This is a genomic window from Streptomyces sp. NBC_00028 (assembly GCF_045041065.1).
GTDB lineage: Bacteria > Actinomycetota > Actinomycetes > Streptomycetales > Streptomycetaceae > Streptomyces.
Window position 1 is genome coordinate 5,125,101 of sequence record NZ_CP108293.1, and the last position, 12,772, is coordinate 5,137,872.

Sequence of the window (12,772 nt, forward strand, 5' to 3'; positions counted from 1 at the left end):
TTACCCCACCTCATCGTCCCGGGCCCACCGGCCACGACATCCTCAACGGTCCACTCTCTCACCCGTGCCGGACGGGCCGGTGCTTTCCGCTGCGGTGTCCGGTGTCAGGTCACTCGGCTGCTGCGGGTCGTCTGCCCCGGCCCGGGTGCCGGACTCCTCCGGGAGACGGTCATCAGGGCCTTCGGGGTTCTCCGGGCCGTCCGTCGGCTCGTCGGCCGCATCGTGATCCCCGGACCCGCCTTCGTCGGCCTCCCGCTCGGCAGCGCGCTTGCGCTGCTTGTACATCCGGAAACCGGCCAGGACGAGGAGGAGGAAGCCGCCGCCGATGACCAGCATCACGGTGGCCGTGAACTCGGTGACCCTCACCTTGAACCGGACCGGGTCGCCGTACGCCTGGCCGTCCTCGGTGAACAGCTGGGCGACGACCTCCGCCTGGCCGTTGGCCTGGGCCGAGGTGGTGAACTTCACCGTCTGGCTGTGTCCGCCGTTGACGGTGACCTGCTGTTCCTCGTAGTCGTCGTCGCCGATCTTCAGACGCGTCGGGCTCGTGGAGGTGAGCCGCAGGACGAGGTGGTCGACGCCCTGCACCAGGTTGTTCTGCACGGTCACGGGGATCGTCGCGCTGCGCCCGGAGAGCTTGACCTCGGACTTGTCGATCAGCTTGACCTGGTTGGTCAGCCTGTCGAGGTAGTTCCGCACACCGTCGCGGTAGCTCTGCGCCTCGGCGGCACGGCCGCGCCACGACGTCGACATCTCACGGTTCATGGCCCGCCCGAAGGGGGTCACCACGCGGGACTGGTCGGTCAGGATCACCTTGAACCGGTCGAGCTTGTCCTGTACAGCCGCGATCTGCTCGAAGGCGGGCTTGGACAGCTCCTGCTTGCGCAGCTTGGCAGGGTAGGCGGAGGCCGACGGGACCTTGGTGGTGGCGCTCGCGTCCGGCTTCGAGGCGGCCGCCGACGTCAGGTCCTGGGTCTGTGTCCAGTTGCCGCCCTGGAGGGCGGCCACAGCGGCGGCCATCGCCTGCGCCTGGCTCGTCGTCGGCGTGCGCTGCGGGGCGACGACGATGCTGCGCTGCTTGTCCACCTGCTGGTTCAGCGCCAGGCTCGAGGCGAGGAACTTCTGCACGGCGAGGGTGGAGGCTGAGGCTGAGGTCAGGTCGCCCTGGAAGGCCGTGGACAGCCGTGCGTCGGCGACCACCGCGGTTGTGCCGCCACCGATGGGGCGGGCCGCGGAGGGTGTGTACGGCAGGCCGGCGGTCTCCTCCAGGCTGTCGCTGCGCGCGATCACCTTGTCGGCGCCCGCGGAGGTGGCGACCTTGACGATCGACGGGTCGACAGCGCCGTTCACGGGCCAGGCGAAGTCGGTGTCCGGCGTCACATGGAGCAGCGTCTGCACCGTGGTGGCCGCGACGTCGGTGGCTTCCTTGAGGTGGCTCAGGGAGCCGGTGACGGTCGTGCCGTTGTGGGCGAGGGAGGCGAGGTCGGGGTCGGCGAAGGGCAGCGCGACGACCTCCTTGTCCGTCACCGCGTCCTGAAGCTCGGCCAGCCACTGCTTGGCGACCGCCTGGTGCGTGCCCGCCACGGTGGTGTTGCCCGACTCGACGCGATAGGTACCGGTCATGGCGTCGACCGAGGCCAGCAGGTCCGGGTCGATCACCCAGGTGACGTCCAGGGACTTGCCCAGCGAGAGCATCTGCTCCAGCCGGCCGCCCGCCGAGATCTCCTTGGCCAGGTCGTCGTTGAGAAAGACCGGCGTCTGTTCTTCGTTCGACCCGGTCTCCGCCGTCATGTGGGCGGTGGAGATCAGCGGCCACAGGACCGCCGTCTTCGTCGTGGTGTCGGCGTCCTCGGGCTGCCAGGGCAGATACGTCCGCTGGATGCCGAGAACCTGCTGCCACTGCTGTGCGGAGGTCTCACCGGTCAGGGAGACCCCGAGCTGGTAGACGCCGTCCGAGCCGAGGTCCAGCTCGTCGACCGGGACGGAGATGCTGAAGGTCTGGGCGACGCCGGGTGCCAGCTTGGAGAACTTCTCGATGTACTTGCCGCCGACGATGGTGCCGTCGAGGCCTGGCTGGAAGTCGGTCCGCTGGGCGACGCCGTCGACGTCCGAGCGGGTGCTGAGCTCGGGGCCGACGCGGAGGTCCACCTGGGCGTCCGTGACCGTCTGCTTGCCGTCGTTGGTCACGGTCCCGGACACGGTCACCGTGTCGCCGTCCGTGGGGACGCTGGGGGTGAGCGTGTTGATGTCCACGGACACGGTGCTGGAGCCCGACGCGGCGTTCGCGGGCTCGGCGGCGGGCAGCTGCAGCAGTCCGGCCAGCAGAGGCGCTCCGGCGAGCAGTGCTCCCGTGCGCCGCAGCCACCGGCGGGCAGGTGAGGGACTCATCCCCTGGAAGTCTGCCGCCTCGGCCACGCGCTCGCCCGTCCCTCGTCGTCAGTGGTCGTCAGTGGTCGTCGCAATGTGCGTCCACGCATGGTAACGATGCGCGCTGAGGGGAAGTGCCGCGGACTGCTCCACAAGATCGGCGGACAGGGCCGGACCGTCCTGTATGTGTGCGTATAAAGGGGAGCGAATCCGTGCGACCGGCAGGCGGTCCTTGCCCGCAGCCCCGCGGATCGGCCTGTGCAGATTTAATGGAGGCGCTCACGGTGGCCGGGGCCACGTACCCTTTTCTGTTGTGCCGAACGCCAACGAAGACAAGCCCAGCGCCCTGAGCCAGGTGCAGCACCGCGCGGTCAGTGAACTGCTCCGGGTTGCCCCTGTCGCCGACGATCTTGCCCGCCGTTTCCAGGAGGCCGGGTTCTCCCTCGCCCTGGTCGGCGGCTCGGTCCGGGATGCGCTGCTGGGCCGGCTCGGCAACGACCTGGACTTCACGACCGACGCGCGCCCGCAGGACGTACTGAAGATCGTGCGCCCGTGGGCGGACGCCGTATGGGAGGTCGGCATCGCCTTCGGCACGGTGGGCGCACAGAAGGATGGCTATCTGATCGAGGTGACGACCTATCGGTCGGAGGCGTACGACCGGACCTCGCGCAAGCCTGAGGTGTCGTACGGCGACTCCATCGAGGAGGACCTCGTCCGGCGGGACTTCACCGTGAACGCGATGGCCGTCGCGCTCCCGGAGAAGGAGTTCATCGACCCGCACGGGGGCCGTGAAGACCTCGCGAAGCGGGTGCTGCGTACTCCTGGCACGCCCGAGGAGTCCTTCTCCGACGATCCGCTGCGGATGATGCGGGCAGCGCGGTTCGCCGCGCAGCTCGACTTCGAGGTGGCGCCGGAGGTCGTCACCGCGATGAAGGAGATGTCCGGACGGATCGAGATCGTCTCCGCCGAGCGGGTCCGGGACGAGCTGAACAAGCTGATCCTGTCCGCGAACCCGCGCAAGGGGCTGACCCTGCTGGTTGACACGGGCCTCGCGGACCGCGTCCTGCCCGAACTCCCTGCTCTCCGTCTGGAGCGCGACGAGCACCACCGCCACAAGGACGTCTACGACCACACGCTGATCGTCCTGGAGCAGGCAATGGAGCTGGAGTCGGACGGCCCCGACCTTGTCCTCCGCCTCTCCGCCCTCCTCCACGACATCGGCAAGCCCCGCACGCGTCGCTTCGAGAAGGACGGCCGGGTCTCGTTCCACCACCACGAGGTGGTCGGCGCGAAGATGACCAAGAAGCGCATGACGGCGTTGAAGTACTCCAACGACCTGGTGAAGGACGTCTCCCGCCTGGTCGAACTCCACCTGCGCTTCCACGGTTACGGCACCGGAGAATGGACGGACTCCGCGGTCCGCCGCTACGTCCGTGACGCCGGCCCGCTCCTCGACCGCCTCCACAAGCTGACCCGCTCCGACTGCACGACCCGCAACAAGCGCAAGGCGACGGCGCTCTCGCGTGCGTACGACGGCCTGGAGGAGCGCATCGCCCAACTCCAGGAGCAGGAGGAACTGGACGCCATCCGCCCGGACCTGGACGGCAACCAGATCATGGCGATCCTGGGCATCACCCCGGGCCCGGCCATCGGCCGCGCATACAAACACCTCCTGGAACTGCGCCTGGAGAACGGCCCGATGGGCGAGGAGGCTGCGGCCGAGGCGCTCAAGGAGTGGTGGGCGGAGCAGAGCTGAGAGTGTGAAACGGGGTCATGTTTCACGTGAAACATGACCCCTGGAAAGCATCGAGGGGCGACGTTTCACGTGAAACGTCGCCCCTCGCGCTGTCTGCGATATCGCAGGAGCTACTACTTGTCCTTGAGGCAGAGCAGGAAGTCGGTGCCGTCACCGGACTCGGTGTAGGTGTACTGGAAGTCCTTGGCCTCGGCCGTGCACTTGGTCTCGGCAAGGGTGCCGCTGAACGTGCCCTCGATCTTGGCCAGCACCGTGAACTGGGCCTTCGAGGAGCTGCAGTCGACGACCTCGAGGTCCGGGTCGTTGTCGTTGGTGCTGCCGCGGTGCATGCAGTCGCCGACCGACGCGGTGTTGGCGTCGTCACGGCTGGAGATGTAGCCGCCGATGGCGATACCGGCGACGGCCACGACGATGACTATGTTCTTGATCGTCTTGAAGCTGAGCTTGCGCTTGGGCTGCTCCGGCGGGACCGGCGCGTAGGGGACGCCGCCCTGCTGCGGGAAGCCCGGCTGCTGGCCCTGGGCGTAGGGGTTGCCGTCCTGGGGCGGGTACGGGGCCTGAGCCTGGGGCTGGCCGTAGGGCTGCTGGCCCTGGGCGAACGGGTTCTGGCCCTGGGGCGGCGGAGTAGACACTTGGGGGTCCCCCTAGAACATGGGTGAGTGATGCGCAATGCGGCGCGAGTAAGACGCACGTAAGTTACCGGCACCCACTGACAGCCTTGTACTCGAGGGGGACTCTGTGGCATTGATGTGACACTTACTGGCGCTCAAAGCGGGCCATAGCCACCGCAACTGCCCCGTAGATAACGGCCACTGTTATCACCAACACCACAGAGCGACCGTCCGGCGGCAGCATCAGGGCGGCGACGCCGGCAGCACCCACGAAGGCGATGTTGAACAGCACGTCGTAGACGGAGAAGATCCGGCCCCGGAAGTCGTCGTCGACGGAGGACTGCACGAGCGTGTCCGTCGCGATCTTCGCGCCCTGCGTGGTCAGGCCCAGGACGAAGGACGCCACGAGCATCGGCGCGACGGAGAAGGGGAGGCCCAGCGCAGGCTCCAGGACCGCTGCGGCTGCCGCGCACACGACGATCCAGCGGCCGGGCCCGAGACGCCCCGCCGCCCAGGGCGTCACCACGGCCGCCACGAAGAAGCCGCCGCCCGAGATGCCCAACGCCAGCCCCAGCAGGGCGAGTCCGTCATCGGTCGTCGCGGAGAACTCGTACCGGCACAGCATCAGCAGCATGACCAGCAGGGCGCCGTAGCAGAAGCGCATCAGCGTCATCGCGGCGAGCGCCCAGGCGGCCTCCCGGCGCGGTGCTCCGGTGAGATGGCGGACGCCCGCCGCAAGGTCACGAGCGGTGCCGGAGAGGGCCGCCGTGAGACCGGGGTGCGCCACTGCGCGGTCGGGGCCGAGCAGTTCCTTGGGGATACGCAGTGACGCCAGCGCGGCGCACAGGTACAGGAGCGCCCCCAGGAGCACCACGGCCGCGTCGGAGTCCGCCACCAACAGCCGTACGACGAAGGCGAGACCGCCGCCTGCGGTCGCCGCGAGCGTGCCGGCCGTCGGGGAGAGGGAGTTGGCGACGACCAGTCGTTCGTCGTCGACCACGCGGGGCAGTGCGGCGGAGAGTCCGGACAGGACGAAGCGGTTGACGGCGGTGACGCACAGGGCGGAGGCGTAGAAGAGCCAGTCCGGCGCGTGGCTGACCATGAGGACGGCGGTCGCCGAGGCCATCGCCGCGCGCACCAGGTTGCCGTAGAGGAAGACCTGGCGGCGGCGCCAGCGGTCCAGCAGGACGCCGGCGAAGGGGCCCACCAGAGAGTAGGGGAGCAGGAGTACGGCCATCGCGGAGGCGATGGCGGCGGCCGAGGTCTGTTTCTCCGGGGAGAAGACGACGTACGCGGCGAGCGCGACCTGGAAGACGCCGTCGGCGCCCTGGGAGAGCAGGCGTACGGAGAGCAGACGTCTGAAGCCCTGGAAGCGCAGCAGGACGCGCAGGTCACGGACGACGGCCATGGGGCACAGCCTCACATACGGGAAGGGCCCCCGGGCGGTACAACCCGGGGACCCTCGACACAGCCCTGGCAGGAGCGTTCTTGAGCGATGGTGAGCTTTAGCGCTCGACTTCACCCTTGATGAACTTCTCGACGTTGGCGAAGGCCTCGTCGTCGAAGTACTGGACCGGCGGGGACTTCATGAAGTACGAGGACGCCGACAGGATCGGGCCGCCGATGCCGCGGTCCTTGGCGATCTTCGCGGCGCGCAGGGCGTCGATGATGACACCCGCGGAGTTCGGGGAGTCCCAGACCTCGAGCTTGTACTCCAGGTTCAGCGGGACGTCACCGAAGGCACGGCCCTCGAGGCGGACGTAGGCCCACTTGCGGTCGTCGAGCCAGGCCACGTAATCCGAGGGACCGATGTGGACGTTCTTCTCGCCCAGGTCGCGGTCGGGGATCTGCGAGGTGACGGCCTGCGTCTTCGAGATCTTCTTGGACTCGAGGCGGTCGCGCTCCAGCATGTTCTTGAAGTCCATGTTGCCGCCGACGTTGAGCTGCATGGTGCGCTCAAGACGGACACCGCGGTCCTCGAACAGCTTCGCCATCACACGGTGCGTGATGGTGGCGCCGACCTGCGACTTGATGTCGTCGCCGACGATCGGGACGCCCGCCTCGGTGAACTTGTCCGCCCACTCCTTGGTGCCGGCGATGAAGACCGGGAGGGCGTTGACGAAGGCGACCTTGGCGTCGATGGCGCACTGGGCGTAGAACTTCGCCGCGTCCTCGGAGCCGACGGGCAGGTAGCAGACGAGAACGTCGACCTGCTTGTCCTTGAGGATCTGGACGACGTCGACCGGCTCCTCGGCGGACTCCTCGATGGTCAGGCGGTAGTACTTACCGAGACCGTCGAGCGTGTGACCGCGCTGGACCGTGACGCCCTTGTTCGGGACGTCGCAGATCTTGATGGTGTTGTTCTCGCTGGCACCGATGGCGTCCGAGAGGTCGAGGCCGACCTTCTTCGCGTCGACGTCGAAGGCGGCGACGAACTCGACGTCACCGACGTGGTAGTCGCCGAACTGGACGTGCATGAGGCCGGGGACCTTGGTCGCCGGGTCGGCGTCCTTGTAGTACTCGACTCCCTGGACCAGCGACGCGGCGCAGTTGCCCACGCCAACGATGGCTACGCGGACCGAACCCATTCCGGTTGCTCCCTGTGTGTATGAGTGAGGCCCTGACTGGGCGCTCACGTGGCGGTGTCGTCGGGCAGATCGGTCCGGGGGGTGTCCCCGGGCCGTGGCAGGTTGCCCGTCGCTCCAGTGGTGTTGTTCTGCTGAGAGGACTGAGCGGGCCCCCCGGTGGAACCACGAAGGTCCCGTCCGGCCCGCTCGCTCTCGATGAGCTCGTTCAGCCAGCGCACTTCGCGCTCCACGGACTCCATTCCGTGGCGCTGGAGCTCAAGCGTGTAGTCGTCGAGGCGCTCCCGGGTGCGCGCGAACGACACGCGCATCTTGTCCAGGCGCTCCTCCAGCCGGCTGCGGCGGCCCTCCAGCACACGCACGCGCACATCGCGCGACGTCTGTCCGAAGAAGGCGAAACGCGCGGCGAAGTGCTCGTCCTCGTACGCGTCGGGGCCCGTCTGGGAGAGCAGTTCCTCGAAGTGCTCCTTACCTTCCGCCGTCAACCGATAGACGATCTTGGCGCGACGCCCCGCGAGTGATGCGGCGAGTGCGTCCTCAGGAGCGTTCCCCGGCTCCTCGATCAACCAGCCGTTGGTGACCAGCGTCTTGAGGCAGGGGTAGAGCGTGCCGTAGCTGAACGCACGGAACACACCCAGTGACGTATTGAGTCGTTTGCGCAGCTCGTAGCCGTGCATCGGGGACTCGCGCAGCAGACCGAGTACGGCGAACTCAAGGATCCCGGAACGCCGGCTCATGGTCGCCTCCTCTCGGTCTTCGGCTCGCTTATGTCGCTCTGATGTATCGACTCGATACATCACGACGATAGAACGGCCTTCCGCATGCGACAAGTGCGGAGACGGTGAACGGGATCACATCACCGATTCGTTGCAGGCAAGTTGCCTGATTTGGGGTGAACTTCGGGGCTAGGCGGGTTTTGACGGTGCGTAGTCTGTGCGGCATGCACACCACCGGGAACCGAGTGACGCCTGGGGGCGTCGTCGTCCTCGGTGCAGTACGGGTGAATGCGAAAGCGACCACATCCGTACTTCGGGGGGACCGGAAACCAGCAGCCGCCGTTTCCAGGCGCGCAAAGGTGCGCCTGCCCGAGGAGTAGTCGTTCGATGAGCGAGCACCGTCGCAAACCGCCGCAGCCGCAGGGAGGCGGACGTGCCGCGGCCCGACGCGGCCAGTCCGGCTCGTCCTCCGGCCGCCGTGCGGCACCGCGTGGCGCCACCGGATCTCCTTCCGACGCGTACGGGTCGGGTTCACACGAGTCGGAGGCAGAGGAGCGGCCGTACGGCGGCCGCGCCGACGCCCGCCGCGCGGCACAGAGAAGCGGGGGCAGTCGGCGCAGAGCCCCCGAACCCACGGGCCGTGGCGCGCGCCGCGGCTCCACCGGCCCTGGACGCGGCCGAGCCACCGCCTCCACCAAGAACCGGTTCATCGACTACCCGCGCGCCGGCAAGTACGGCTGGCAGCGCTGGGTACCCTCCTGGAGACTCGTCTCCGGGCTCAGCCTCGCCTTCTTCGGCAGCCTGGTCGCCATCGCGGGCATCGGCTACGCCATGGTGAGCATCCCCAGTGAGAACGCCGCGGCGAAGTCCGAGAACAACGTCTACTACTGGGAAGACGGCAGCCAGATGGTTGCCACGGGTAGCGGCGCCAACCGGCAGAACGTCGACATCTCCAAGATCCCCAAGGCCATGCAGTGGGCCGTGATCTCGGCTGAGAACAAGAGCTTCTACACCGACTCCGGCGTGGACCCCATGGGTATCGCGCGAGCGCTCGCCAACATGGCGCGCGGCGGTGACACACAGGGTGGTTCGACCATCACCCAGCAGTACGTGAAGAACACCTACCTGAGCCAGGAACAGACGGTCTCCCGGAAGTTCAAGGAGATGTTCATCTCCATAAAGGTGGGGACGAAGCTCACGAAGGACGAGATCCTCCAGGGCTACTTGAACACCTCGTACTACGGTCGCGGCGCCTACGGCATCCAGGCCGCCGCGCAGACCTACTACGGCGAGGACGCCGAGGACCTCACCGATTCCCAGTGCGCCTTCCTCGCCGCGCTGCTCAAGGGCCCGACGTACTACGACCCCATCGACAACACGAGCATCGACCCCTCGGCGACCAAGGACGCCAACCTCAAGCGCTCCCGGGAACGCTGGGGCTGGATCCTGGAGCAGATGCACGACGACAAGCATCTGACGGACGCCAAGTACCAGACGGCCATCAAGAAGTACCCCACGCCCCAGGGCCTCAAGGCGACCAAGGGCATGACCGGCCAGATCAGCTACCTCGTCGACACGGCCAAGAAATACGTGCTGTCCCACTCGAAGATCTCGCGGGCCGACTTCGACAAGGGCGGGTACCAGATCTACACGACGTTCGAGAAGAGCAAGGTCAACGCGCTCGCGACGGCCGTCAAAAAGATCGAGAAGGAGAACATCGACCCGGACAAGCGGGAGAAGGACAAGCACGTCCAGTTCGGCGCGGCGTCGGTGCGGCCCAAGGACGGTGCGATCGTCGCGCTGTACGGCGGTGCGGGCTACGAGAACGACCACTTCAACAACAACGCGGACACCTCGGGTGTGCCCGTCGGTTCGACGTGGAAGCCGTTCGTCCTCGCAGCGGCCATGGAGTACGGGACGTACAAGGACCCGGACGTCGGAGTCTCGCCGCTGAGCAAGTACAACGGCAACGACCATCTGAAGGTCCGGAAGCCGGACGGCTCCTACTACCTGCGCAAGGACAACTCGACGTTCTACCAGGAGAACGAGAGCGACTATCCCTGGGGCTACATCAGTCTGCGCAAGGCGATGGAGCAGTCCATCAACACGCCGTTCGTGCAGCTCGGTGTGGATGTGGGGCTGGGTAACGTCGCGAGCGTGGCTGAGAAGTCCGGCATCCTGAAGAGCACCTTCGCCGACATCAACCCCTCCTTCGCCCTCGGTACGTCCACCCCCAGCGCCATCCGCATGGCGGATGCCTACGCGACGTTCGCCGCCTCCGGTAAGCACGCCGACCCGTATTCGGTGACCGGCGTCAAGCAGAACGGCCAGGACGTCCCAGGCTTCAGCAAGCCGAAGGTCACCCTGGCGATGCCCGAGAACGTGGCGAACAACGTCACGGACACCCTCGAGAACGTGATCAAGAACGGTACGGGTAAGAACGCGCTGGCCCTGGGCCGTACGGCGGCCGGCAAGACCGGTACCACCGACAGCAACAAGTCGGCCTGGTTCGTCGGTTACACCCAGCAGCTCTCGACGTCGGTCGCGATGTTCCGAGAGGACCCGAAGAAGGGCAAGCTGCTGTCCATGAACGGCACGGCGGGTGTGGAGTCCATCCACGGTGGTGACATCCCGACGTCGATCTGGACCGAGTACATGAAGGCCGCTCTCAAGAACGACAGCGACACCGGCTTCCCGGACGCCGAGAAGATCGGTGAGATCCAGGATGAGGTGGGCGCACCGTCTCCGACGCCGTCCGTCACCGCGACGCCGAGCGAGACGGCAAGCCCGACGCCGAGCCCCACGCCTACGCCGACCCTGACCTCTCCCTCGCCCTCGCCGAGCGAGTCCTGCAAGTTCAGCTGGCAGTGCTCGGAGACCGGCGGTACGGACACCGGCGGCACGGACGGAGGCGTGACCTCCACACCGACAGCCACCGAGACAGACACCACCAGAGGCAACGGCAATGGAGGCATCTTCGGCGGATCGTCCGGTTAGCCTCCCTATCGCCCGCCGAGGGTGTTTCACGTGAAACATGGGCCGTCGTACCTACCAGGTGCGGCGGCCCTCGGCGTATTCCTAGGCAGGTACGGCAGGATGTGCCCCATGCCCAGTGCAGAATCCACGCAAGCGAGCGTGCACGAGCAGGACCCGGTGCAGCCGACCAGGGACGACGAGATCGCCGCGAGTGGCAGTGAGCTGATCGGTGGTCCCATCGGGCGGCGCGCCCTGCTCGGGACGTCCTGGTGGACTCCCGTGCGGATCATCGCGCTGGTGGCGATCGGTATGTTCGCCCTCGGCTTGATCCAGAAGGCGCCCTGCTACAACGGCGGCTGGTTCTTCGGCGCCAGCTCGCAGTACACGCACGCCTGTTACTCGGACATCCCGCACCTCTACGCGGGGCGCGGCTTCGCCGATGGGCTCGTGCCGTACTTCGACAAGCTCAACGGCGACATGGAGTACCTCGAATACCCGGTGCTGACCGGTGTGTTCATGGAAGTGGCGGCCTGGCTCACACCGGGCAGCGGCAGCATCCAGGACCAGGAACAGTGGTACTGGATGGTCAACGCGGGGATGCTGATGGCCTGCGCGGCCGTCATCGCCGTCTGTGTGACCCGTACGCACGCCCGGCGCCCCTGGGACGGTCTGCTGGTCGCCCTGGCCCCCGCGTTCGCGCTCACGGCCACCATCAACTGGGACCTCCTGGCGGTCTCCCTGACGGCCGCCGCGATGCTGATGTGGTCCCGGGGCCGTTCGCTCGCGTTCGGCGTCCTGCTGGGCCTCGCCACGGCCGCCAAGCTCTATCCCGTCTTCCTGCTCGGCCCACTGTTCGTGCTCTGCTGGCGCGCCGGCAAGTGGCGGGACTTCGGGAAGGCGTTGGGTGGCGCCGCGGTCTCCTGGCTCGTCGTGAACCTGCCGGTGATGCTGCTCGCCTGGGACGGCTGGGTGAAGTTCTACGAATTCAGCCAGGAGCGAGGCGTCGACTTCGGTTCCTTCTGGCTGATCCTGGCGCAGAACTCGTCCGACCCGCTGAGCACCGACACCGTCAACACGCTCGCCACGCTGCTGGTCCTGCTGAGCTGCGTCGGTATCGCCGCGCTCACGCTGACCGCCCCGCGACGGCCGCGCTTCGCCCAGCTGGCCTTCCTGATCGTCGCGGCGTTCATCCTCACCAACAAGGTCTACTCGCCGCAGTACGTCCTGTGGCTGGTGCCGCTGGCCGTGCTGGCCCGGCCCAAGTGGCGGGACTTCCTCATCTGGCAGGCGTGCGAGGTGGCGTACTTCCTGGGCATCTGGATGTACCTCGCGTACACGACCAGCGGGGACGCCCACAAGGGCCTGCCCCAGGAGGGCTACCACTGGGCCATCGGCCTGCATCTGCTCGGGACGCTGTACCTGTGTGCCGTGGTCGTCCGTGACATCTGGATGCCGGAGCGGGACGTGGTTCGTCGGGCCGGCGACGACGATCCCTCGGGAGGCGTGCTCGACGGCGCGGAGGACGTGTTCGTCCTGGGCCCCGCGGCTCATCCCCCGCGCCACGCCGCCCACTTCGGCGGGCCGCAGGTGGAGTGGGGCGACCGGGCCGCTCCCTCGGACCGCTGGGGCGATTCACCTGCCCCTTCGGACCGTTCGCTCTGAGCGAACAGTGCCTAGGCAGTCACGCGAAAGGCCGTACACGGGGGCCCGTGTACGGCCTTTCGGCTGTCTGTGTGCGGCTCTTCAGCCGGTGGGTACGTC

Annotated in this window: 8 protein-coding genes; 3 read left to right on the forward strand and 5 right to left on the reverse strand. The window is 67.4% G+C overall.

Features of this window, described 5'->3' with window-relative positions:
- Positions 1 to 42: 42 nt before the first annotated feature.
- Positions 43 to 2,415 (reverse strand): DUF6049 family protein, encoded by a 2,373-nt coding sequence (locus tag OG885_RS23030; protein ID WP_405734558.1) that lies wholly within the window; start codon positions 2,413 to 2,415, stop codon positions 43 to 45.
- A 265-nt stretch (positions 2,416 to 2,680) separates the two neighbouring features.
- Between OG885_RS23030 and OG885_RS23035 the strand changes: the two genes are divergently transcribed.
- Complete coding sequence (locus OG885_RS23035) at positions 2,681 to 4,123, forward strand: CCA tRNA nucleotidyltransferase (RefSeq protein WP_405734560.1); 1,443 nt, start codon at positions 2,681 to 2,683, stop codon at positions 4,121 to 4,123.
- Between the two features lie 113 nt (positions 4,124 to 4,236).
- Here the strand turns inward: OG885_RS23035 and OG885_RS23040 are convergent, their stop codons facing one another.
- The 4 genes from OG885_RS23040 to OG885_RS23055 form a co-directional block, all read right to left on the reverse strand.
- Positions 4,237 to 4,755, reverse strand: a complete 519-nt coding sequence (locus OG885_RS23040) for a hypothetical protein (RefSeq protein ID WP_405734562.1) — start codon at positions 4,753 to 4,755, stop codon at positions 4,237 to 4,239.
- 124 nt (positions 4,756 to 4,879) lie between these two features.
- Entirely contained in the window at positions 4,880 to 6,142 is a 1,263-nt protein-coding gene (locus OG885_RS23045; protein WP_405734564.1) for an MFS transporter, read from the reverse strand.
- Positions 6,143 to 6,239: 97 nt separating this feature from the next.
- A complete protein-coding gene (locus OG885_RS23050) occupies positions 6,240 to 7,322 on the reverse strand; it encodes an inositol-3-phosphate synthase (RefSeq protein WP_405734566.1) in 1,083 nt (360 codons plus the stop codon).
- 44 nt (positions 7,323 to 7,366) lie between these two features.
- The gene (locus OG885_RS23055; protein ID WP_405734568.1) at positions 7,367 to 8,056 is read right to left on the reverse strand and encodes a PadR family transcriptional regulator; all 690 of its coding nucleotides are present in this window, start codon (positions 8,054 to 8,056) and stop codon (positions 7,367 to 7,369) included.
- Between the two features lie 366 nt (positions 8,057 to 8,422).
- On the opposite strand from OG885_RS23055, the gene OG885_RS23060 reads away from it, so the two are divergent.
- Together OG885_RS23060 and OG885_RS23065 are read left to right on the forward strand one after the other, a co-directional pair.
- On the forward strand, positions 8,423 to 11,032 hold the full coding sequence (locus tag OG885_RS23060; RefSeq protein ID WP_405734570.1) for a transglycosylase domain-containing protein: 2,610 nt from the start codon (positions 8,423 to 8,425) through the stop codon (positions 11,030 to 11,032).
- Between the two features lie 108 nt (positions 11,033 to 11,140).
- Positions 11,141 to 12,673, forward strand: a complete 1,533-nt coding sequence (locus OG885_RS23065) for a glycosyltransferase family 87 protein (RefSeq protein ID WP_405734572.1) — start codon at positions 11,141 to 11,143, stop codon at positions 12,671 to 12,673.
- The last annotated feature ends 99 nt before the right edge of the window (positions 12,674 to 12,772 follow it).

Coding starts and splice junctions, on each gene's coding strand:
- OG885_RS23045 (WP_405734564.1), bottom strand. CDS start 6,142: ATGGCCGTCGTCCGTGACCTGCGCGTCCTGCTGCGCTTCCAGGGCTTC.
- OG885_RS23050 (WP_405734566.1), bottom strand. CDS start 7,322: ATGGGTTCGGTCCGCGTAGCCATCGTTGGCGTGGGCAACTGCGCCGCG.
- OG885_RS23055 (WP_405734568.1), bottom strand. CDS start 8,056: ATGAGCCGGCGTTCCGGGATCCTTGAGTTCGCCGTACTCGGTCTGCTG.
- OG885_RS23060 (WP_405734570.1), top strand. CDS start 8,423: ATGAGCGAGCACCGTCGCAAACCGCCGCAGCCGCAGGGAGGCGGACGT.
- OG885_RS23065 (WP_405734572.1), top strand. CDS start 11,141: ATGCCCAGTGCAGAATCCACGCAAGCGAGCGTGCACGAGCAGGACCCG.